At 69.6% G+C, this 21052-nt stretch carries 17 protein-coding genes; 6 read left to right on the forward strand and 11 right to left on the reverse strand.

What is annotated here, in order from left to right; translation table 11 throughout:
- The first annotated feature begins 89 nt into the window (after window positions 1–89).
- On the forward strand, window positions 90–518 hold the full coding sequence (locus tag ACIRQH_RS01830; protein ID WP_358819626.1) for a pyridoxamine 5'-phosphate oxidase family protein: 429 nt from the start codon (window positions 90–92) through the stop codon (window positions 516–518).
- A gap of 137 nt (window positions 519–655) precedes the next feature.
- Here ACIRQH_RS01830 and ACIRQH_RS01835 read toward each other — a convergent pair whose 3' ends face one another.
- Window positions 656–2113 (reverse strand): FG-GAP repeat protein, encoded by a 1458-nt coding sequence (locus ACIRQH_RS01835; protein ID WP_404223652.1) that lies wholly within the window; start codon window positions 2111–2113, stop codon window positions 656–658.
- Window positions 2114–2338: 225 nt separating this feature from the next.
- On the reverse strand, window positions 2339–2914 hold the full coding sequence (locus tag ACIRQH_RS01840; protein ID WP_388865611.1) for a CGNR zinc finger domain-containing protein: 576 nt from the start codon (window positions 2912–2914) through the stop codon (window positions 2339–2341).
- A gap of 102 nt (window positions 2915–3016) precedes the next feature.
- On the opposite strand from ACIRQH_RS01840, the gene ACIRQH_RS01845 reads away from it, so the two are divergent.
- A complete protein-coding gene (locus ACIRQH_RS01845) occupies window positions 3017–4189 on the forward strand; it encodes an epoxide hydrolase family protein (RefSeq protein ID WP_404223655.1) in 1173 nt (390 codons plus the stop codon).
- 42 nt (window positions 4190–4231) lie between these two features.
- Here ACIRQH_RS01845 and ACIRQH_RS01850 read toward each other — a convergent pair whose 3' ends face one another.
- The 4 genes from ACIRQH_RS01850 to ACIRQH_RS01865 form a co-directional block, all read right to left on the reverse strand.
- Entirely contained in the window at window positions 4232–4831 is a 600-nt protein-coding gene (locus ACIRQH_RS01850) for a DinB family protein (RefSeq protein ID WP_358819622.1), read from the reverse strand.
- Between the two features lie 88 nt (window positions 4832–4919).
- Window positions 4920–5081, reverse strand: coding sequence for a hypothetical protein (locus ACIRQH_RS01855; protein ID WP_388931977.1), 162 nt, complete (start codon window positions 5079–5081; stop codon window positions 4920–4922).
- Between the two features lie 620 nt (window positions 5082–5701).
- Window positions 5702–6118 carry a lamin tail domain-containing protein gene (locus ACIRQH_RS01860; RefSeq protein WP_358819685.1) on the reverse strand — a complete coding sequence of 139 codons (417 nt, stop codon included), beginning with the start codon at window positions 6116–6118 and terminating at the stop codon, window positions 5702–5704.
- A gap of 645 nt (window positions 6119–6763) precedes the next feature.
- Window positions 6764–7633 (reverse strand): alpha/beta fold hydrolase, encoded by an 870-nt coding sequence (locus ACIRQH_RS01865; RefSeq protein WP_404223658.1) that lies wholly within the window; start codon window positions 7631–7633, stop codon window positions 6764–6766.
- A gap of 117 nt (window positions 7634–7750) precedes the next feature.
- Here ACIRQH_RS01865 and ACIRQH_RS01870 point away from each other — a divergent pair, with 117 nt between their 5' ends.
- A complete protein-coding gene (locus ACIRQH_RS01870; RefSeq protein WP_388865811.1) occupies window positions 7751–8188 on the forward strand; it encodes a MarR family winged helix-turn-helix transcriptional regulator in 438 nt (145 codons plus the stop codon).
- A 154-nt stretch (window positions 8189–8342) separates the two neighbouring features.
- Window positions 8343–8954 carry a DUF4232 domain-containing protein gene (locus tag ACIRQH_RS01875; RefSeq protein WP_404223661.1) on the forward strand — a complete coding sequence of 204 codons (612 nt, stop codon included), beginning with the start codon at window positions 8343–8345 and terminating at the stop codon, window positions 8952–8954.
- A gap of 122 nt (window positions 8955–9076) precedes the next feature.
- On the opposite strand, the gene ACIRQH_RS01880 is transcribed toward ACIRQH_RS01875, so the two are convergent.
- Window positions 9077–13351: a discoidin domain-containing protein gene (locus tag ACIRQH_RS01880; RefSeq protein ID WP_404223663.1), complete on the reverse strand. Its 4275-nt coding sequence runs from the start codon at window positions 13349–13351 to the stop codon at window positions 9077–9079.
- A 1028-nt stretch (window positions 13352–14379) separates the two neighbouring features.
- On the opposite strand from ACIRQH_RS01880, the gene ACIRQH_RS01885 reads away from it, so the two are divergent.
- Window positions 14380–15651 (forward strand): aromatic ring-hydroxylating dioxygenase subunit alpha, encoded by a 1272-nt coding sequence (locus tag ACIRQH_RS01885; protein WP_358819617.1) that lies wholly within the window; start codon window positions 14380–14382, stop codon window positions 15649–15651.
- A gap of 9 nt (window positions 15652–15660) precedes the next feature.
- On the opposite strand, the gene ACIRQH_RS01890 is transcribed toward ACIRQH_RS01885, so the two are convergent.
- Complete coding sequence (locus tag ACIRQH_RS01890) at window positions 15661–16872, reverse strand: MFS transporter (protein WP_358819616.1); 1212 nt, start codon at window positions 16870–16872, stop codon at window positions 15661–15663.
- Window positions 16873–17169: 297 nt separating this feature from the next.
- Here ACIRQH_RS01890 and ACIRQH_RS01895 point away from each other — a divergent pair, with 297 nt between their 5' ends.
- The gene (locus ACIRQH_RS01895; protein ID WP_358819615.1) at window positions 17170–17682 is read left to right on the forward strand and encodes an SRPBCC family protein; all 513 of its coding nucleotides are present in this window, start codon (window positions 17170–17172) and stop codon (window positions 17680–17682) included.
- 75 nt (window positions 17683–17757) lie between these two features.
- Here the strand turns inward: ACIRQH_RS01895 and ACIRQH_RS01900 are convergent, their stop codons facing one another.
- The 3 genes from ACIRQH_RS01900 to ACIRQH_RS01910 are packed head-to-tail and all read right to left on the reverse strand — an operon-like array spanning window position 17758 to window position 21000.
- On the reverse strand, window positions 17758–18711 hold the full coding sequence (locus tag ACIRQH_RS01900) for a carbohydrate ABC transporter permease (protein WP_388865593.1): 954 nt from the start codon (window positions 18709–18711) through the stop codon (window positions 17758–17760).
- Between the two features lie 2 nt (window positions 18712–18713).
- Complete coding sequence (locus ACIRQH_RS01905; protein ID WP_388865591.1) at window positions 18714–19619, reverse strand: carbohydrate ABC transporter permease; 906 nt, start codon at window positions 19617–19619, stop codon at window positions 18714–18716.
- Between the two features lie 34 nt (window positions 19620–19653).
- Entirely contained in the window at window positions 19654–21000 is a 1347-nt protein-coding gene (locus tag ACIRQH_RS01910) for an extracellular solute-binding protein (protein WP_388865589.1), read from the reverse strand.
- Between the last annotated feature and the right edge of the window lie 52 nt (window positions 21001–21052).

A 21052-nucleotide genomic window follows, 5' to 3' on the forward strand; every position in this document is an offset into this window, starting at 1 on the left:
TCCGAGGGTGCGCCCTCGCCCCGACGGCGGCCTCGGGCGTCCGGCCGTTCACGGAGACATGGTCAGAGCCCCGCCTTACAGTCGAATGCATGGCACTCTCACGTGAAGAACGCGAAGCCTTCCTGGCCCAGCCGCACGTCGCCACGCTCGGCGTCGCCGCCGGGGAGGACCGTGGACCGTTGCTGGTACCGATCTGGTACGACTACGAGCCCGGCGGCATGCCCTGGATCCTCACCGGCGCGGACTCCCGCAAGATGAAGCTGATCAAGGCGGCCGGCTCCTTCAGTCTGCTCGTGCAGCGTGTCGAACCCACGCCGCGGTACGTCTCCGTCGAGGGGCCCCTCGCGGAGGTCACCGAACCCGCCGCGGGCGTGCACCGTGAACTCGCCGCGCGCTACCTCTCCGGTGAGGCACTGGACCGGTACACGGCATGGGCCGAGTCACAACTCGACGACCACGTGGTGGTCCGTATGCGTCCGACGCACTGGACGGGCGCCGACCTCGGCTCGGTCGGCTGACCACCCCGGGCCGCAGCAAGAGCCGCTACGGCTGCACCACATCCGCCGGAGACATGTGCCGGGCCCGTGGCATCGGGCCCGGCACGCGTCCCGGAGCGGTGTCTTATCTTCCTGGGCAGGGCGTGAGACCCCGTGCCTCAGTCGCTGGTCAGCGTTCCGCCGTACTTCAGCGCGCTCGACGGGGAGGGCAGGCCGAGCCTGCCGGGGGTGAACACGTACGAGCCGTCGGCAGACGCCGCCGGTAGCACCCAGACTCCGCCCGATCCGGTGTTCTCGCCGGGTGAGCCGACCGCGACGTCCGTCGTGCCGTCGTGGTCGTAGTCGCCCGTCGCGACCGCGGCGCCGAACGCGTCGCCTGCTTCCGCCGCGCCGGGAACGCCCGGGGTGTCCTGCTGGTCGGCCACCGAGCGGGCCTCGCCGTGCGCGTCGACGAGGCCGGTCGGGCCGCCCAGGAGCAGTGTCGCGGCGCCCGCCCGCGCGCGGCTGCCGATGGCCTCGCCGGGGGCACCCGCGATCAGGTCGTCGCGGCCGTCGCCGTTGACGTCGCCCGCGGCGAGGGCCGCGCCGAAGTGGTCGTCGGCCTCCGCGACGCCCCTCACGCCGACGGTGTCCTGGTTGAGGGTCTGCTGGCGGTAGCCGAAGTTCCAGGGGATGCCGGCGCCGTAGTGGATGTGGATGCCGCCGCCCTTGGCGAGTTCTTCGGGGCCGCAGGGGTCGTCGATGTTCTCGTCGGCGATCTCCCGGCACTCGCCGAGGGCGAGGTCGTCGTGGCCGTCCCCGTCGAAGTCGCCCGCGGCCAGCGCCGAGACGCCGGCGTTGTCGGTGTTCCAGAAGTTCGCGAGCGACTTCTCCTCGGGGGACCAGCTCCACAGGCGTACGTGGGACTGGGTGAAGGGGGCCGTGGACCAGTAGCCGACGGCCAGGTCGGCCGTTCCGTCGTCGCTGCCGTCCAGGTCGCCGGTCGCCAGGACGGGCGCGCGTCCACCCATCGCGCCGGTGAACACGGTGGTCGCGGGACCGCCGCCCTGCTTCAGCACGACCGTGTCCGTCGCGCCGATGGCGACATCCGTGCTGCCGTCGCCGGTGAAGTCGGCCGCCACCAGGGACTTTCCGTACGCAGCGGAGGACGCCGGGCCGTTCAGGATGGTGGCGCCGGTGCCCAGGCCGCCTCGGACGCCGTACAGGACGGCGACAGTGCCCGCGTCGGCGCCGGCTCCGTTGACGTCCTCGCCGGGAACGCCGATGACCACGTCCGCCCTGCCGTCACCGTTCACGTCGGCCGCGGAGACCGCCGCACCGAACCGGTCACCCTTCTCGGGTGTGCCGGGGATACCGGGTCTCGCCTGGGTGACCCGGGTGTTGCCGCTCGACCCGAGCCCCTTCGGTCCGCCCCAGACGACGTCGACGTATCCGGCCTTGGCCTCTCCGTCGACGGCACCGTCCGGTACTCCTACGACGAGGTCCGCGAAACCGTCGCCGTCGAAGTCACTGACGAACACCTTCGGGACAGCCGCGGTCGCGGGCGGGGCAAGGGCCAGACCAGCGGTGGCCGCAGCAGCGACCGACACTGCGACGGCGTACGTCCGTATGCGCACGGGGGCTCCAACTCGGTTCGCAGACAAGGGGGCACTCGTGTGACAGCCGAGAGGGGGCTGGGGTTGTGCTGGGCTTCACCCGGAGTTCATAGGGCGTGCTGAAGCAGCGCGGTCACGGCGAAGCCACGCCTTACGCGGCGTTGGACCGGACGGATCGGGGCGCCTGCCACCTTCGGAGAGCGTCCCTCGCCTTCCGCCGCGCCGGGGATGTACCGAGGGAAACGATCACTCCGCCGATCCGGGCTTTCTGCGCTGATTGGCGTTGAAGCGCGCCTTCTTCTGACGATTTCCGCACGTGTTCATGTCGCACCATTTACGGGTGCGACTTTGGCTGGTGTCGAAGAAGGCGGCTTGGCAGGTCGGTGATGCGCACAAGGCCAATCTTCCGTCTCGTTCGCCCGCGATGATGCTGATCGCGTCGGCGGCGATCACGCTGAGGGCATCTTCCACGCAGGAACCCGAGCTGAGCCGCCATTGCCGCTTGCCCTCGGGTGTCAGAATCGCTGCGGCCCGCCCCTGAGCACTGCGGTCATTGATGACCTGGACAGCGGACGCGGGGAGAGCGTCCTGGATCGCGGCCGCTGTCGCGGCGGCATGAATCGACTCCCTCAGCTCCCGAGCGAGGTCGAGCTGGGCAGTGGTGCAGGAGTCCACGGCGAGGCCGCTCACCGCCAGCCAGTCGACGAGTCGGTGCGGCGCGGGAATGCGCTCCACAGCGTCGCCGTGACGCTCCGACAGAGTCCCCGTGAAGCTGGTCGCCAGCACACTACCGAGGCGGAATTCAGGGAACGCAACACGCATGGAACCACCTTAGCGGGTTGCGGCGCGGCTCGGAGAACTGTTAGAACCGTCTTAGACGGTTCACACCAGCTCGCGCCCGGTCCACGATGGCCAGGAGGTCTCATGCCCCGTCCAACCAGCGACGTGCAAGCATGTGAAGTGCACGCAACCGACGCCGACCTCGACGATCTGCGCGCGCGACTGGCCGCCGCGCGACTGCCGGAAGCCGAGACGGTCCATCACGCGGCGCCCGACCCTCGCCGATGGGAGCAGGGCGTTCCTCTCGCCGACCTCGTCGATGTCGTGAACTACTGGCGCACCGGGTACGACTGGCGGTCGTTCGAAGCGCGCCTCGACCGGATCGGCCAGTTCCGCACAACCATCGACGGTCTGGGAATCCACTTTCTGCACCGCCGATCCGCGCGCGCAGACGCCACTCCGCTGGTCTTGACGCACGGCTGGCCAGGCAGCATCGCCGAGTTCATCGATGTGGTGGACGAGCTGGCAGATCCGAAGGACGCGGACGCGCCGGCCTTCCACGTCGTGGTCCCGTCACTGCCGGGCTTTGGTCACAGCGACAAGCCGGCCACCACCGGGTGGGGAATCGAAAAGATCGCGGCCGCTTGGGTGGAGCTGATGGGACGGCTCGGCTACACCAAGTTCGTGGCCCACGGCGGTGACTGGGGAGGTGTGATCACCACGGTCCTCGGCGGCCGGTTCCCGGAACACGTCCTCGGCATCCACACGACGTTCGCGGAGGCACCACCCGGGTGGACCACGGACGGGCTGACGGCGGTCGAGCGCGAGTGGACCGAGAATACCCGCGAATTCTGGGGCCACCACGCGGCGTACGCGAAGCAGCAGGCGACCCGACCGCAGACCATCGGCTACTCGCTCGTCGACTCACCGGTCGGGCTTCTTGCCTGGATCCTCGACAAGTTCGCCGAGTGGTCAGACACCGAAGACAGCCCGTTCGAGACGATTTCCATAGACAGCGTTCTTGATGACGTCACCCTGTACTGGCTGACCCGGACCGGCGCGTCGGCGGCCCGCATCTACTACGAAAGTCACAAGTCTCTCGATCCCGACCTTCGGGTCGACGTCCCGTCGGCAATCACCATGTATCCCCGCGACATCGAGAAGTGTCCGCGCACCTGGGCACAGCAGCGGTACCGACAGATCGTCCGATGGAGGGAGCCCGAGATCGGGGGCCACTTCCCGTCGTTGGAGGTTCCCGAGTATTTCGTCGAAGACCTGCAAGAGGGCCTCGCAGCCGTGCTGGCCGCTCATCGGTGAACGCGGGCGGGTGCCGGCACAGTTTCGGACCGGCCCTGGATCTCACACGCCGTCCGCCTCCCGCGCCGCCTGCTCCAGTCGGTCCCGGTACCGCTCCCACTCCGCTCGGTCGCCTTCCGGAATGTTGCCGCCGCCCTTCTTGTCACCGACGGCCCCGTCCACGAGTTCGCGCACGATGTCGGCGTGCCCTGCGTGCCGTTGGGTCTCGGCCAGGACCCGCACGATGACGTGATGCAACGTCACCTCGCGCCGTTCCTCGGGCCACCAGGGGATCCGGCCGACCGCGTCGAGCGTCAGCGAGTCGATCGTGGCGTTCGCGTGCTCCCACGCTTTCCGGTACAGGTCGACGATCTGCTCGCGCGACTCCTGCGGGGTGGCCCACATGTCGGCGTTGAGCTCGGCGTCCTCCGTGTACCACCAGGCCGGCGGCTCCTTGCCGAAGAACGGCCGCCCGAAGGTGTCCCCGAAGTACCCCAACTCCACGCCGCTGAGGTGTTTGACCAGCCCCAGCAGGTTCGTCCCCGTCGGTGTGAGGGGACGCCGGATGTCGTACTCCCCCAGCCCGCCCACCTTCCACACCAGGGAGTCCCGGGCCTCCTGCAAGTAGCGGAGCAGATCGGCTTTGGCGTCGTGATCCATCATGGCGGCCAGTCTCGCACCCGCCTCTGACATCGGCTTCCGCCGTCCCCCGCGCCTTCCCCGCATCCGGGAGATCGGGGGCTCGGGGAACTCACGCCTCTCGGGACTTGCGCCGAGCCGAGTGGTTGCTGACCAACAGCCAGACCCACAGCAGCACCTGGAACGAGCCCCACACGATGCTCGCGCCGCCGGCACCGTCGGCGATCCGCCACACCAGGAGTCCGACACTGACGCAGAGCAGCGGCCAGTACACCCACGGCCCCCACCGGGCACCAGGCCGCGCCCACGCGGGCGCGGTTCGGCTATGTGAACGCTCCGGCATGCGCGCCTCCCGTCGACGAACTACCCCCCTCAAGTGCCCCCGAGGCCGCCTCGTAGACACGCGGCCCCTCGCCACGACGCCGCCCGCTGTGCCGACGGTTGAGATCTCGTGACGTCATGCCAGGGCTTGTTCGCCGCCCAGCGTCCGAGCCGGCCCGCGAAGCCGGGTCGCGCGCTCGTGAAGCCGAACGGCGTGCCGGAGGGCGTGGCGCCGACGTCGCCGATCTGCCACATGCGCCCGCGATGCGGTCCGGTGACGACAAGATGCCAGTTCAGCGCCCACCCGTCGGTTCCGAGCACGAGCGAACCGTGGTCGCAGACCCGGCCAAGCAAATCGTCGTCGTCCTCGGGTGGGTTCTCGTCGTTCCCCCGCAGCCGTGGCTCGGTCAGTGGAAAGGGCCGGTTCAGGTCGCGTCACGCAGCAGGCGGTGGAGCGCCCCGAGGTCATTGCCGACCCCGGACCACTCCACCGCCCGTCACGTACTGCGTGCCATGTCCCCGCCGACCGCGGCCGTGGGGATTCCACGGCCTCCGGCGACGGATCAGATCCGGTTAGCGGCGCGACTGGTGGTGGTGGCGCCCCCACGAGGCGTCGTCGACGAAGCGGCGGTGGTCGTTGCGCAGGGTTGCGGTGTCGGCGTAGTTGTCCCACACGTAGTTCCGCCGGTCCTGGAACACGTCGCGGCGGGAGTCCTGGCCGACTCCGGTGTGGACGCGGACCGTTGAGCGGCCGTCGAGGCGGTAGTGGTGGAAGGTGTAGGTGCGGCCGTCCCTGGCGGAGAGGGTCCAGTCATCCAGGTTGACGGCGTGTCGGGTGTTGTTGGTGATCTCCACCCACTCCTGGTTCAGGGAGCGGTTGGAGCGGTCCTCACGACCCGGGGAGTCGTACTGCACACTGCTGATCTCGACACTCTGCCGGTGCGGGCGGTGGTCGGCGGCGGACGCCGGCACCGCGATCGCCGCGGTCATGGCCGCGGTGGTCAGCGCGGCAGCGGTCAGACGGCGGGCAGTCACGGATACGGTCACAGGTTCCCCCTGCATCGTGCGTGCACAGCCGGCAGGAATACTGGCCGGTTGTGCGGCGTGCGGGTGGCGGCCGGTCGGCCGCACATTCACACCTTGCCCACCACATCGCCGCGATGTGAACGAGACGTGGATCGCGTTTCCGTTCAACTACATTTCAGTGACGCTTGATTGCAGCGTCCATCTAGGTCGTGTAGGCACGATGTTGACGCCCGCGCGTCCGACAATCCGTTGCCAACGCTGGTCACGGGCCCTCATTCGCCACGGGCCGCCACCCCAGCAGGTATCTCGCCGTCACCCGAAAGTGGGTAACAGCCACCGTAACGAGGCGGCCCGGATCACCGCGGACAGCAAAAGACCCTGCCCCCACAATCCGGGGGGCAGGGTCTTCACGGAGCGCCGGGCAGGCCTTGCACCTGCATCTCCCCACAGGAAGTGGGGCGTCTTTCCTTGGACCACCGACGCGTTGAGCCTGCGGGCTTCCGCCGTTCAGCTCAAGATCAACGGTATCAGCCGCCCCGCGCGGAGCCAACTACGGGTACGCCGACCCCAGGAATGCTGGAGAGGCACGCAGCCCGGCATTGTTCCGCCTCAAGGGCGGCCCGCCCCTCCGTACACCTCGCACAGGAAGTCAACGAGAACCTCGGCGAACTGTTCCGGCCTCTCGAGCGACGCGTGATGCCCGGCTCCCTCGATGTCGACGGTCCGCCCGCGCGGGACGGTTTCCATCAGGGCGGTGACGGTGTCCAGGCAGGCGGGCGCGTCCAGGGTGCCGTTGACAGCGAGGACAGGTACGGAGATGCCCTTGGCGCGCGAGGGTACGTCGGTCACCGCGATGGTGCGGTCCGGCTCGTCGGGGGTGTGCTTGACCAGCGTGCGCGTCGCCATCTCCCGCAGATGTCGCACCAGTTCGGGGTCGAGATCCTCAAGGGTGCGGGAGGGACCCGCCACCCAACGGGTCAGCCCGTCCAGCCAGCCGGAAACGTCGCCGTCGGCCAGTGCTTTCGCCTGGGCTTCCTGCCGGGCCGCCGACCAGGGGTCACTGACGTCGGGCTCACCCAGACCTCGGCCGCTCACCACCAACGCCCCCACGAGAGCGGGGTGTTCGAGAGCGGTGTCGATGGCGATGAGCGCACCCATCGAGACACCGATGAGCACGGCCGGAGCCGCCAGGTCGAGATGACCCAGCAGGGCGGCGAGGTCGTCGGTCTGACGGAACGGCCGGCTCGCGTTCGCGGACCAGCCGTGGCCACGCGCGTCGGGGGCGACGACCCGGTGACCGTGCTCGACGAGACGGGGAACCAGGTTGTCGAACTCGGTGTGGTCCGCGAACCCCGCGTGCAGCAGGACCAGCGGCCGCCCGGAACGGGGCCCTTCGTCGCGGTAGGCGAGCAGACCGTCCTCGGACGCGAAGGTGTCGAACTCGGGCGTGGGCGGTGTCGCCCGGGAGGGGTTCGCCATGGCATTCATGACAACCAAGGTGTCATATCGACGGCATCATGACAACCTGAGTGTCATGATGGGAGCGTGACCGACGCTTCCCGCCCCCTCGCCCCCGATGAACTCCCCGAACGGCTCATGGAGGTCTTCGCCCTGGTCGGGCCGCTCTACCGGCGCGTCCAGCGCAAGATCGAGCAGGACGCCGCGCCGGATCTGTCCGCCGGTATCCGCGCCGTGCTGGATCTCCTCCGTGAGCACGGGCCCATGACCGTCCCCCAGATGGGCCGGGCCCAGTCGCTCAGCCGCCAGTTCGTCCAGCGGATGGTCAACGAAGCCACCGCACGTCACCTCGTCGAGACCATCCCGAATCCCGCGCACCAACGCTCCTCGCTGATCCGGCTGACCGAGGGCGGCCACACCGCGATCACCGAAGTGACCGCCCGCGAGCACGCGCTGCTGCGCGAGACCGGAGGCGACCTCACCGGCGCCGATGTGGACGCGTGCCTCCATGTACTGGGCCGGATGCTGGAGCTCTTCGGCGACGTCGACCTCGCTCAGGCGGACCCGCCGCGGTGACCTGAGCCGGCGCCACTCGGGCGGTTCTGAACTTTTCTCGCTCTCCCGCGAACTTTTCCGTTCAGTCGCTCATCGGACCTCGTGTACGGCACCAAACGACGGCGCGGGTGCGGGGCACGGCCCGCGTCGATGAACACGAGTGGAGAGCATTGTCATGAGCGATCGCCACAGCACCGCCGACCAGACCGCCGTCTCCGGTTCCACGGGTGACAGCCGCCCGGACCGCCGGCTGCGCCGTACCGCTCTCGCGGTGGCCGCGGCCGCCGCCCTCGGGCTCACCGGAGCGGGAGTCGCGCAGGCGGCCGGCGCCGACGGCGCCCGTTCGGCGAAGTCCACGCCGACCTGCGCCGCCTCCGCGCTCAAGGCGACCTTCGGCGAGAAGCTGGCCGGTGGCATGAACCACCAGGGCGTCGTCGTGAAGCTTCGCAACCTCAGTGGCACCACATGTGCGCTGCGCGGGTTCCCGGGGCTGGGACTGGAGAACTCGGCGCACAAGTCGCTCTCGTCCCACACCCACTGGGGCGACACCTGGTACGCCGGCAACCCGGGAACCAAGACCCTCACGCTGAAGGACGGCGAGAGTGCCGAGGCCGTCGTCTCCTGGACGCACGCCAACACCGGCACGTCCCAGGCGGTCCACGCGGCCTACCTCGAGATCACGCCGCCCGCCGCCACCCGGCACAAGACCCTCGCCTTCCCCGAATGGGTCGACAACGGCAACCTGAGCGTCACCGCGCTCGCCAAGCACATCGACGTCAGCGGCTGACCTCTCCCGGCAGGCGCCCCGCCGACGTACGCGGCATCCGAGGCGAGGCCCGGTCGGGAACACGGCAGCACGGGGCCGCCCCCTCTAAGGGCGAACCCCGTGCTGTCCGGTGCCGTGCGGATCTACTCGACGTTGACCTTGAACGTGCTCGTGGTGTTGCGGATGTCCTGAGCGTTACCGCTCATCCGCAGATTGCGGAAGGTGGCTTCGCCCACTGCGGGGCCCTGGCCGGGCTCGGGAAGCTCGTTGGCCCAGATACCGAAGCCGGACTTGGCGTCGAACGCGTCTCCGCTCTTCTTGGAGTTGGTGATGGAGATGTCGGTGAAGATGGTGTCCTTGACCGGGAACTGCGGCTGGCCGCCGACGTAGTTGGTCTGGAACATGACGCCTCCGTAGGTGGAGTCGTCGATGTCGACGTCGTTGACCCGGATGCCCTGGAACACCTTCGAGGCGGAGAACGCCCAGATGGCGGGGAAGACCTGCGAGCCCCAGAAGTGGCCGCCCGTTCTCTCCAGGGAGACGTTCTCGATCGTCGTGGGATCGGTCCCGAAGCCGTTCATCGGGTAGCCGAAGTCCAGCGAGGAGATCGTGATGCCGGAGTACACCAGGGTGTCCGCCACACGGATGTTGCGGAAGGTGTTGTTGTATCCGCCGTAGACGGCGATGCCGGCCGCTCGCCAGGTGAGGGTCGAGGTGAGGTTCTCGTAGAGGTTGTTCTTCTCGTCCGCGCCACCGGAGTCGATCGCCGAGAAGAGCGCGAAGCTGTCGTCGCCCGTGGCCCGGGCGTCGTTGTTGACGACGTGGTTGTCCGTGGAGCCGTTCGTCATGTTGATGCCGTCGGCGAACGTGTCACGGATGCGGGAGTTCTTGATGGTCATGTTGTCGGTGTTGGCGCCCCAGTAGAGGCACACCATGTGTTCGACCCAGACGTTGTCGATGGTGATGTCGGAGACGTTGGAGAAGTCGAACACCTTGCCCGGGCCGTCGATCCGGGACGTGTAGTTGCCGAAATAGGTGAAGCCGGCGAACGTCGATCCCTTGGCGGTCGCCTCGGCCCGGAAGCCGATGTCGGTGTTCTCCTGGGAGGAGGGGGCGTGGAAGCGGGTGAACCACGGCCCCGCTCCGACGACCTTGACCGCCTTGCCGTAGACCTGGAACTTGCTGGCGGTCTCGTAGTCACCGGCGGGCAGGTAGACACCGACGAGCTTGCCGGTGGTGTCCATACGCACCTTGTCGAGCGCGTTCTGCACGTCCTGGTGCGTGAAGCCGGCCGGGACGGCGTAGGCGGCCGGGTCCGGGTTCGCGGCGGCGGTCGCCTGCTCGGTGTTGACGAAGTCGATGGCGTAGGTGGAGGTGTTGGCCGCGTCCTTCTGCAGCCGGATCGTGGAACCGGCCGGCACGGTCTTGCCGAGCAGCAGGTTCGCCTCGTCGTAGATGTGGCGCGGGGCGCCGGAGCCGGGCGAGTTGCCGGGCGCGGTCTCACTGCCGTACAGCCAGGCGTACTGCGAGGTGAGGTCGACGGCCTTCAGGAACTGGCCGTCCACGTAGACGTTGAGCGTGGTGTTGGTGCCGTCCGGGACCGAGAAGCGCGTCACCAGGGTGTTGGTGGCCGCGCGGGTGGTCCACTCGACGTACTGGCCGGTCCCGCTGAGGGTCACCGCCTTGCGGCCGCTCGCCTCACCGGCGATGTCACCGACGGTCCGGTTCGGGCCGACGACCTTGGCGCCGCCTCCGACCGTGCCGTCCTCCGCCTCGTACATGTCGTACGGCATGTCGGCCCCGCGGCCGACGAACAGGGCTTGGTTGGTGGTGTTGTTGGTCCGCTTGACGGGCAGTTCGTTGGCGTCGTCGGCGATGACGGTCTTCACGGTGTACTTGCCGTTGACGGCCGTCCACGAGCCGAGGCTGACCGGTGCGGTCGTCTGGCCCGCGGCGATGGCACCGCCGTAGGAGCCGGTGAGCGTCTTGACGGTGGCGCCCTTGGAGTCCTGGACCGTCAGGGTGACGCCGTGGGCGCCCGACGCGGAGGCGATGCTCCCCTGGTTCTTGATCGCGACGGTGAACTTGACGTCGTCACCGGCCGAGGCGCTGGACGGGCTCCAGGCGACGGGGGCGGCGACCAGGTCGGAGCTGGAGACGGGCTTGACGACGAGCGCGTCGGAGCGGGTGAAGACGTTGTTCGCGTCGTTCTGCTCGATGACCTTGTTCGACGGGTCCACCTCGGCGCCGACGGAGTAACTGCCCGCGTCCCGGGCGCCGATGCTCGCGGTGACCGTCTTCGTCTCGCCCGCCGCGAGGGCGGGGACGTCCACCGTGGCGACCTTCGTTCCCCCGAGGGTGAAGTTCAGGTCGGTTGCCTTGGATGCCTTGGTTCCGCTGTTGGTGACGGTCGCGGTGAGGCTGATCGCGTCCGACTCGACCGGAGCCGCCGGCGTGTTCGTGATGCCGGTGACCTTGAGGTCCGGGTTGGCGGCGGGGGTGCCGATGACCTGGAACTCGGCGACCTGCGCGCCCGGAGCGCCGCTGTTGGAGGTGACCTTGAGCTGGATGTCGGCGGCGGAGCCGGAGACCGGGATGGTCACGGTGTTGCCGCTCGCGGGCGAGAAGGTGTAGTCCTTCGCCGCGGCGAGGCTGGTGAAGGCCGTCGCGTCCTGGTCGCGGCCGAGGACCTGGATGTTCTGCGTCCGCGTCGCCCACGCGGCGTCCGGGCTGAGCTTGACGACGACCTGGCTCAGGTCGGCGTTGGCACCCAGCTTGGTGGTGAGGGTGGCCGGGTAGGCGCCGCCGCCGCTCTCCCAGTAGGTGCTCGTCGAGCCGTCGTTGGCGTTGGCCGCGACGAAGGTGAAGGTGGACGAGGAGGCGTCGATGGGCTTGCCCTGGGCGAGGTTGGACCCGCCGCCGGTCGAGCCGGTCCGAGTGACGCTGTTGCTCGCCGTGGACGTGTTCCCGGCGGCGTCCTTCGCCTTCACGTAGTAGGTGACGGTGGCCGCAGCGGACGGGGTGTCGGTGTACGTCAGGACGTCACCCGCCACGGACTTGACGACCTGGTCGTTGGCGTAGACGTCGTAACCGGTGACCTTGACGTTGTCGCTCGAGGCCTGCCAGGTGAGCTTCACGTCGCTGCCGGACTGCGTGTAGGCGAGGTTGCCCGGCGCGGTGGGCGCCTGGGTGTCGCCGCCCGATCCCTTGCGGGTGACGCTGTTGCTGTTGGCGGAGACGTTGCCCGCGGCGTCCTTGGCCCGCACGAAGTAGGTGATGTCGGTGCCGGCCGGCTGTGTGTCCGTGTACGTCAGGACGTTCCCGGCGACGCTCGCGCGGAGCTGGCCGTTGGCGTAGACGTCGTACCCGGTGACGGCCGTGTCGTCTGTCGCCGCGCTCCAGTTGAGCTTGATCTGGCCGGTGGCCGGCTCGGTGTAGGCCAGGTTCGACGGCGCGGTGGGGGCCTGGGTGTCGCCGGTCGCGGGTCCGTAGACCTCTAGCTCGGACAACTGCCCGGCGGGCCACGCGGTGTTGGCGGTGAGCAGCACGCGTACGTACCGCGTCGTGGTGGTGTCGAGGCTGATGGTCGCCGACTGGTCGGTGCTGCTGTCGAAGGTGTAGGCCTTCGAGGCCGTCAGGTCGGTGAAGTTCTGGTTGTCGGTGGAGCCCTGGATCTTGAGCGTCTGGCTGCGGCTCGGCCATCCGCTGGGCAGCCGCAGGGCCACCTGGTTCACCTTGACCGAGGAGCCGAGGTCGACCTGGATCCACTGCGGGAAGGCGTTGTTCTTGCTCTCCCAGTAGGTGGCCCGGTTGCCGTCACCCGCGTTGGCCGCGCCGTAGACGTCGGCGTGCCCACTCTCGGTGAAGGGCTTGCCCTGGGCGAGGTTGGGGGTCGACGCGGCGGCGGTGAGGACCTGCATCTCGGCGAGCTGGGCGGTGGAGGCGACCGAGTTGTCGCTGAAGTCCGCGCGTACGTAGCGGGCGAGGGTCGCGGGGAAGGAGACCTTCACGGTGTTGTCGTTGCCGGGGCTGAAGACGTACCGCGCCGACGACTTGAGGGTGGCGAAGCTCTTCCCGTCGGCGCTGCCCTGCAGCGCCAGCGTCTGCTTGCGGGTCTGCCAGTGCTCGGGCAGCCGCAGCACGACCTGGCGGACGCGCCGGGTGCGCCCGAGGTCTGTCTGCACCCACTGGGCGGACTTCTTTCCGGCCTGCCAGTAGGTGTCGAGGTCGCCGTCGGTGACGTTGACGGCCGCGTGCGCGTCACGGGCACTGCCCGCCTTGGTCGCGGCGTCCGCGGCGGTGTTGGGACCGCCGGCCGCGGTGGCGCCGACGGCGGGCAGGCCTAGAACCATGACCGTCGAGGCGAGCACAGCGGTCGCTGCGCGTCGTCTCCACGATCTCGGCTTGTATCGAGTCATGCGGGGTCACTCCCTGCGGAGGTTCGCGCGCCGGAGGGGCGGCGAGGTCGGCTCGTTCCTGGGCAGAGCGATGGCGCGGTACGACAGGCAGGACGGCTGAAGCTGTCGTCCCTGGAGCGGTGCACGACCCCGAAAGAGGACGTGCACGCAGGTTCTTGCAATGTTTCATCGCAATATTGCAGAGCAATGCGAGTCCGTCTACGGTCCGTACGGCACAAGTTTCACCGGACACACCGGCACCTCAGCGATGAAGGCGGGAGGTGTGGAGCTGTGACCGGCCCTAAAGGCGAGTGCACGACAGTCGACCGACCGGGAGAAGCCGAGGGTGGAGCGGAGCGGTAACCCCAACTCGCCCACGGGGTGGCCTACATGACCTGTCGCCAGCAATTCGGACAGGCATGGGGGCGGGCATTCCCCGAACTCCCCTCCCCGGGCGCCCACCCGTGTACGAGCCGCCGCAGGACGCCTGGACGGTCCTGCAAGCGAGCGCAAGTAGCGCAATTTCTTGCGTAACCGTACGGCGTCCGAGGGGTCGATTTCCGCGTCGACCACACGCAAACGGTTGCGCACCTTCAACACCGGGTGAGGTGTTCGGCGGAATGCGGCGTTCACACGAGCGGGGCGAGAGCGAGCGGAGGCCGCACGCGAAGGCGGCACGCGAAGGCCGCCTCACCGGAGCGAGGCGGCCTTCGCATCCCGGTGGCCCGTCGGAGCATCGGCCGCGCGAACAGCCGGACCGACCAGGACCACACCCGGGCGGCCGAAGGGCTCCGGAGTGTCTCCGGTCCGGTCGGTCTCGTACCTGCGTGCCCGTACGCCACACCAACGCACCTCCGCGGTTGACGGGCGCGGGGCCCCCGGCGACGGTAGGGAGGTGGAGCCCCGCGGGGCGGCGAGCGGAGCACCGCGTGAGTGGCGGGGGTGGCCGTGGTGGCGTCGTGGGTGTGTGGGAGTCCCGCGTCCTGAGGCTCGGTGCTCCCGTTGTCGCAGGACATGACCTTCCGCCCGAGCGCAAGGGACCACAGCCCATGACCGAGGCCCGACCCGACCGACCCGGAGCAGACCGGCAGGACCGGCGGTCCGCCGCCTCCCCCGGGGCGTTCCCGCCGCATCGTGTGGACGGCCGTCTCGGAGGCCTTCCGGGGCCGGTGCCGGACCTGCGGCGGATCGGGATCGCGCCGGACCACTGGTATCCCGTGGCGACCTCGCGGAGCGTGCGGCGCAACCGCACGTTCGCGACGGCGTTCGCCGGTCAGCGGATCGCGTTGTACCGCGGGCGCAGCGGTGCCGTCCACGCGCTGGAGGACCGTTGCGCGCACCGTCAGGTTCCGCTGAGCATGGGCGTGGTCGAGGGCGACATCCTGCGGTGCTGCTATCACGCCTGGGCCTACCGGGGCGACGGCCGCATCTCCCAGATTCCCTACCTGCCGAAGGGCAGTGAACGCCCGCCGCGCGGTGTGCGGTCCTATCCCGTGCGCGAGGCGTACGGCCTGGTGTTCGTGTTCCCGGGAGACCCTGCCCTGGCCGAGGCGGCGGCGTTCCCGCGGCTGCCGGAATACCACTCGCCCGCTCACCGGACGATGACGTTCTCGCGCACGGTGCGCTGCCACTACTCGTTCATGCACGAGAACCTGCTCGACATGAACCACCAGTTCCTGCACCGGAGCGTCCTCGGCAGGATCCGCCCCGAACTGCTCGGCTACGAGACGGGACCCCGCCACGTCGAGGCCCGGTACCTCTTCGTTCCCGCCGGGGGCCGCAAGGACCGGGGCGCGGGTCTGCTGTCGGCCGAGGGGGTCGGCGGGCGGGACACGCCCGACGTGATCACCATCCGCACCGAGTACCCGTACCAGACGCTGCGGGGCGTGCCCGAGGGCACCGATCTCCCGGCGTTCTCGCTGTGGGCGGCCTACGTTCCCGAGGACGCCGAGCAGCGCCGCAATCACGCCTACGGGCTGCTGACGATCGCGAAGCCGTCGGTCCCGGGGGCGATGCACCTCGCCTGGCCGCTCATCCGGCGTTTCACCGAGCGGGTGTTCGCCCAGGACCGGACGGCGGTCGAGGCGGAACAGCGCGCCTGGGACGAGCAGGGCGAGGACCGCAACCACGAGGTGTTCCCGCTCATCCTCGATCTCCGCGACGTGCTGCGCAGCAACGGTGTGCCGCTGCGTTCGGACGAGGCGTCCGGCTGCACACCGTGCGGGCTCGCGACCCCCGCGCACCGAGCCGGTGTCACGAGCGGTGCCGAGGCGACGCGGCCGGCCGCTCCGGCGGCTGAGGATGCGGCCGGGGCCGAGTAGTCCCGCGGCTCACGCGTTGTGGACGGGGGTCTCCTGTCCGGCCACGGGCGTACCTTCCGTGATGATCTCGGAGCGTCGCTGCCCGCGGTCCATGAGGCCGCCCGCGAAGGCGAGGCCGAGACCGGCCAGTGCGAGGGCCGCGCCGACCAGGTTGGGGGACGCCCAGCCCCAGCCCGCGGAGATGACCAGGCCGCCGAGCCAGGCACCGCCGGCGTTGGCCAGGTTGAAGGCGGAGTGGTTGGAGGCCGCCGCCATGGTGGGGGCGTTCTTCGCCTTGGCCATGAGGAGCATCTGGACGGGCGTGGTGATGAGGGATCCCATCGCGCCGATGAACGTGATCGTCAGCAGCGCGGGAACGGTGCTGTGGACCGTGAAGTAGAACGTCACCAGCCCCGCGGTGAGCAGGATGAGCCCGGCGTAGAGCGTCGGGCGCAGGGCGCGGTCGGTGAGCGGTCCGGCGATGAGGGTGCCGAGTGTCATGCCGACGCCGTAGAGCGCGAGGACCCAGGTGATCGACGTGCCGGAGATGCCGGTCAGGTGCGTGAGCATGGGCACGAGGTAGCTGTAGACGGCGAAGAACCCGCCGAAGCCGACGACCGCGGTGATCAGGCCCATCGCGACCTGCCGGTTGCCCATGGCCCGTAGTTCGTGGCGGATTCCGGACTGCCCGCTGCGGGGCTGGTGCGGGACGAAGGCGGCAAGGGCCGCCAGGGCTATGAGACCGATGACCGCGACCGCTCCGTAGGCGGCCCGCCAGCCCAGGTGCTGGCCGAGCGCCGTACAGACGGGCACGCCGACGATGTTGGCGACGGTGAGGCCGAGGAACATCTTCGAGACCGCTCGTGCCGCTCGTTCGGGGGCGACCAGACGTGAGGCGACGACGGCGCCGACGCCGAAGAGCGCTCCGTGCGGCAGGCCCGCCAGGAAGCGGGCGGCGAAGAGCGTGCCGAAGGTGGGAGCGAGCGCGGAGGCGACGTTGCCGACCACGAACAGGCCGGTCAGGAGCAGCAGCAGCCGCTTGTGCGGGATGCGCGCGCCGATGCCCGTCAGCACCGGAGCGCCGACGACGACACCGAGCGCGTACGCCGACACGACGTTGCCGGCCTGGGGCACGGACACGTCGATCCCGTCGGCGATCTGGGGCAGCAGCCCCATCGTGGCGAACTCGGTCGTGCCGATGCCGAATGCGACGACGGCCAGGGCCAGCAGAGCCAAGGGCATGGTGCGGGAAAACCTTTCGAGGACAGCGGGCAGGGGACCTGGGAGCGGTCAGGACGGAGATCGCCGACGGTTCCCGGGTCCGGTCGTGCCGAGCACCATTGCCCGGAGCACCTCTGACAACAGTGTGAGGCCCCCGGACGTGCGGCAATGCCAAACCGCGGCACATTCCAAGATCGACCTGTGGATCGCGGGCATCCCGTCATCGCGCGCCGACCCCTGCCCTGGGCGCGGGGCGCCCTGCATGCCATGATCCCTACTCGGCAGTAGTTTCGTGTCCGGTCGGTCGGGAGGCGTGCAGTGACCCGTGTGTTCACCGTGAGCAGCAGCATCATCGTCGACGACGTGTCGCCCGAGGCCGCTTTCCGGGCGGTGAGCTGTCCGGCGGACATGGGCCGCTGGAGCCCGGAGAACCGGGGCACGACTGCCGGGTCCCCGGCCGGTCCGGCCGATCTGGGCACCACCTTCGTGGGACGCAACAAGCGCGGGATGTTCCGGTGGGTCACCCGGTGCGAGGTGACGGCCGCCGATCCGGGGAGCCGCTTCGCGTTCCGCGTCTGCGCGATCGGTGTCGGCCGCCCCCGTCTGCGGGCTCCGATCGCGACGTGGGAGTACCGCTTCGAGGCGGTCGACGGCGGCACCCGGGTGACGGAGACGTGGACCGACGACCGCCGGAAGTGGCCGACGTTCGCGGCCCGTGCCTTCGACTGGGTCGCCACGTCGGGGAAGACGTTCGCCGCCTTCCAGGCGCGCAACATCGAGATCACGCTGCGCAACCTGAAGCGCGAGCTGGAGCACGACCGCGCCGTCTGATCGACCACGGGCCCCGCGGCCGTCGGGACTCCCCCGCCGGCCCGGGCCCCCGAGGCGCGGCGGCGGGGGCCGTGCCTACTGTCCCCCCAGCCCCGTGGTGGCGACGGACTTGACGATCTGCCGCTGGAAGAAGAGGAAGACCAGCACCAGAGGCAGCGCCGCGACGACGGCCGACGCCATGGTCTGGGCGTACTGGAGGCCGTAGGCGTTCTTCACCGAGGTGATGCCGACCGGGAGCGTCATCAGGGACGGGTCGGAGGTGGAGATGAACGGCCACAGGAAGTTGTTCCAGGCGCCGATGAACACGAAGATCGAGACCGCCGCGAGCATGGGCCGCGACAGCGGCAGCAGCACGGACCAGAAGATGCGCCAGGGGCTCGCCCCGTCGATACGCGCCGCTTCCTCCAGTTCCTTCGGGAGGGAGTCGAAGTGCTTCTTCAGGATGAAGACCATGATCGGCGCCACGGTCTGGGGCAGGATCACCGCGGCGTAGGTGTCGGTCAGGTTCAGCGTGAGCATCTGCTGGAACCAGGGGACGATCAGCAGCTGCGGCGGCACCAGCATCGAGGCGACGGTCACGGCGAAGAGGACGCGGCGCCCCTTGAACAGCGTCCGTGAGAAGGCGTACCCGGCCATCGCGGACACGGCGACGGTGATGACGGTGACGGCCGCCGAGATGAAGAGGCTGTTGAACATCCACAGCGGCAGGTCGCCCCGGGTGATCACGTCGGTGAAGCGGCCCAGGGTGAATCCGGAGCTGGGCCAGAACCAGTGGGCCGGGTCGCTGGCGTCCTGTTCCGACTTGAAGGCCGTCAGAAGCGCCCAGGTCATGGGCAGGAGCCATACGAGGGCCAGCACTCCGAGGACGCCGAGGGCGAGGACACGGGCCGTGCGGCTCTCGCCGAGCGTGAGGGGCTGGCCCTCGCGGGGTGCCGCCCGACGCTTGGCCGGCCGCTTGCGGAGGGCGGTGGGACGGGCGGTGTCCGTAGTCGTCCTCGGTGGCCGTGCGGGCAGTTCGGTGGTGGCCATGATCACTTCTCCCGGCGGCGGAGGGCAGCGAACTGCGCTGCGGAGGCGAGCAGGACGAGGGCGAAGAAGATGTAGCTGATCGCCGAGGCGTAGCCGAGCCGGTAGCCGGTGAACCCGACGTCGTACATGTACTCGATGACCGGTCGGGTGGAGTTGTTCGGGCCGCCCTTGGTCAGCAGGTAGATCTGGTCGAAGACCTTCAGCGAGGCCAGGATCTGGAGGACGGTGATCACTCCGGTGATACGGCCGAGCTGGGGCAGCGTGATCGACCACAGGCGCCGCCAGGCACCGGCGCCGTCGATGGCGGCGGCCTCGTAGAGATGGTCCGGAATGGACTGCAGGGCGGCGAGGTAGAGCAGGAAGTTGAAGCCGACCGTCCACCAGAGCGTGGTGAGGACGATCGCCCACAGAGCCACGGACTCGTCGCTGAGCCAGGCGTAGCCGTCGAGTCCAAGGACGCCGAGGAGATGGTTGTAGAGCCCGAGGTCGGGCTGGTAGAGCCACATCCACAGCAGGCTCACCACGCCGACCGGCAGGAGGTAGGGGGCGAAGAACGCCAGCCGCCACACCCACTGGCCCGGCAGGCCGGTGTGCACGAGCAGCGCCATGCCGAGTGCCACGGCGACGAGCGGGACGGTCGAGACCAGCGTGAACAGCAGGGTGTGGCCGAGCGAGCGCCACATCTCGGCGTCCTGGAGCGCCTCGCTGAAGTTGTCCAGGCCGGTGAAGGAGGGGCTGTGCGCCGACAGGGACGCGTCGGTCAGGCTCATCCACAGCCCTTGCACCAGCGGCCAGACCATGAAGAGGCCGAACAGCACGAGGAACGGGAGCGCGAAGAGCAGGCCCGGCGGAACGGAACGCCGTGCGGGGCGGGCCGCGGTGCGGGGTGGAGCGGTGGGAGAGGACATCGTTGTGCCTCCTGCGCGGGCGGATCGGCCGGTGTCAGGCCGGGCTGGGCTTCGAGAGGAAGGTGTTGAGACGGCGCACCATCGCGCGGGCCGCGCGGTCGGGCGCGAGGCCGTCGAGCATGGCCTGCTGGAGGACCTGCGACATCGCGTTCTGGAAGTCGGATCCGGCGCCGGCGAACCAGACGGGCGGGTCGAGGACTACGTGGTTCTGGGCGGCGACGTAGTGGGACTGCGGCCGCAGGCGGCCGTAGTCCGCGGTGCGGGTGACGGGGCTGTACGCGGGGATGTGGCCGGCGGTGGCCCAGACCCGGGAGGCCTTGAGGAGCGCGGCCACGGCGCGCTGGGTGCGCCTGCGGTGGGCGGCGTCGGCGTGCGGGCGGCGGGGCAGGACGAAGGAGTGCGAGTCGGCGTAGACCGCGGGGGTGCCGAACACGGTGGGGAAGGGGGCTGCGTCGACGTTCTTGTCGGCCGCGCGGAAGGTGCCCAGTTCCCATTCGCCGGACAGGATCATCGCGGTCTGCCGGTTGGCGAAGGCCGCGATGGCCGAGGGGTAGTCGAGCCGGTGCGGATTGGTCGTGCCGTCGACGAGCTTGGCCATGAAGGCGATGACTTCGGCCATACGGTCCTCGTCGACCTCGGCGGGGCCGCCCTCGGGCAGCTCGAAGCGGCCGCCGGTCTGCTTGTAGAGGCCGTAGAACAGCCGCCACCCCTGTGAGGCGTCGGTGACGTAGCCGAAGGCGATGCCCTGTTTGCCGGAGGCCTTGGCGAGTTCGCGCCCGGCGGCCAGGAAGCGGTCGGGTGAGGAGAAGGCGTCCATGTCCAGGGTGCCGGCGGCGGTGAGGAGGCCGGCTTTCCTGGCCGGTTCCGGGTGGTAGAAGACGATGAAGGGGTGGGTGTCGAGCGGGATCGCGTAGGTGCGGTTCCGGTACTGGGTGCGGGCCCACACCGCCTCGGCGAAGTCGTCCTCGCCCACGCCGAACTCGGCGAGGGTGTCCAGGTCCCACGGGTCGAGGAGGCCGGTGGGCGCGTATCCGGAAAGCCGGGACATGTGCGCGATGGCGACGTCGGGGCCTCGGCCGCCGGCCGAGGCCATGGCCAGTTTGGTGTAGTAGGGCGATCCCCACTCGAGGACGGTCCGGTCGATGCGAGTGCCGGGCATGTCGGGCTTCCCGGCGTCCACCATGGTGTTGAACAGGCCGCCGTCGGCGCCGCTGAACAGGTCCCAGAGGCGGACGGTCGTGTCGTCGGCGGCCAGCGCCGTGCCGCAGCCGCTCAGCCCGCCGCCGGCGAGCAGCGCTCCCGCGGAGGCGAGAGACGCGGTGAGGACACGGCGCCGGGAGAGGCGGGTGCCGTTTCCGGGGTTCGGGGGGAGATCGCTCATGAGCCCTCCTTACATCGTTGTAAAAGCAGGGAGTGGTCAGGGCCGGTGCCTG

The sequence above is a fragment of the Streptomyces sp. NPDC102279 genome, assembly GCF_044766365.1.
Classification (GTDB): Bacteria; Actinomycetota; Actinomycetes; order Streptomycetales; family Streptomycetaceae; genus Streptomyces.

Excerpts from the sequence above, each read along its gene's own strand:
- ACIRQH_RS01840 (WP_388865611.1), bottom strand. The coding sequence starts at position 2,914 with ATGCGTGTTGCGTTCCCTGAATTCCGCCTCGGTAGTGTGCTGGCGACC.
- ACIRQH_RS01890 (WP_358819616.1), bottom strand. The coding sequence starts at position 16,872 with ATGCCCTTGGCTCTGCTGGCCCTGGCCGTCGTCGCATTCGGCATCGGC.
- ACIRQH_RS01860 (WP_358819685.1), bottom strand. The coding sequence starts at position 6,118 with ATGACCGCGGCGATCGCGGTGCCGGCGTCCGCCGCCGACCACCGCCCG.
- ACIRQH_RS01885 (WP_358819617.1), top strand. The coding sequence starts at position 14,380 with ATGACCGAGGCCCGACCCGACCGACCCGGAGCAGACCGGCAGGACCGG.
- ACIRQH_RS01875 (WP_404223661.1), top strand. The coding sequence starts at position 8,343 with ATGAGCGATCGCCACAGCACCGCCGACCAGACCGCCGTCTCCGGTTCC.
- ACIRQH_RS01905 (WP_388865591.1), bottom strand. The coding sequence starts at position 19,619 with ATGTCCTCTCCCACCGCTCCACCCCGCACCGCGGCCCGCCCCGCACGG.
- ACIRQH_RS01910 (WP_388865589.1), bottom strand. The coding sequence starts at position 21,000 with ATGAGCGATCTCCCCCCGAACCCCGGAAACGGCACCCGCCTCTCCCGG.
- ACIRQH_RS01850 (WP_358819622.1), bottom strand. The coding sequence starts at position 4,831 with ATGATGGATCACGACGCCAAAGCCGATCTGCTCCGCTACTTGCAGGAG.
- ACIRQH_RS01900 (WP_388865593.1), bottom strand. The coding sequence starts at position 18,711 with ATGGCCACCACCGAACTGCCCGCACGGCCACCGAGGACGACTACGGAC.
- ACIRQH_RS01845 (WP_404223655.1), top strand. The coding sequence starts at position 3,017 with ATGCCCCGTCCAACCAGCGACGTGCAAGCATGTGAAGTGCACGCAACC.
- ACIRQH_RS01830 (WP_358819626.1), top strand. The coding sequence starts at position 90 with ATGGCACTCTCACGTGAAGAACGCGAAGCCTTCCTGGCCCAGCCGCAC.
- ACIRQH_RS01865 (WP_404223658.1), bottom strand. The coding sequence starts at position 7,633 with ATGGCGAACCCCTCCCGGGCGACACCGCCCACGCCCGAGTTCGACACC.
- ACIRQH_RS01870 (WP_388865811.1), top strand. The coding sequence starts at position 7,751 with ATGGAGGTCTTCGCCCTGGTCGGGCCGCTCTACCGGCGCGTCCAGCGC.
- ACIRQH_RS01880 (WP_404223663.1), bottom strand. The coding sequence starts at position 13,351 with ATGACTCGATACAAGCCGAGATCGTGGAGACGACGCGCAGCGACCGCT.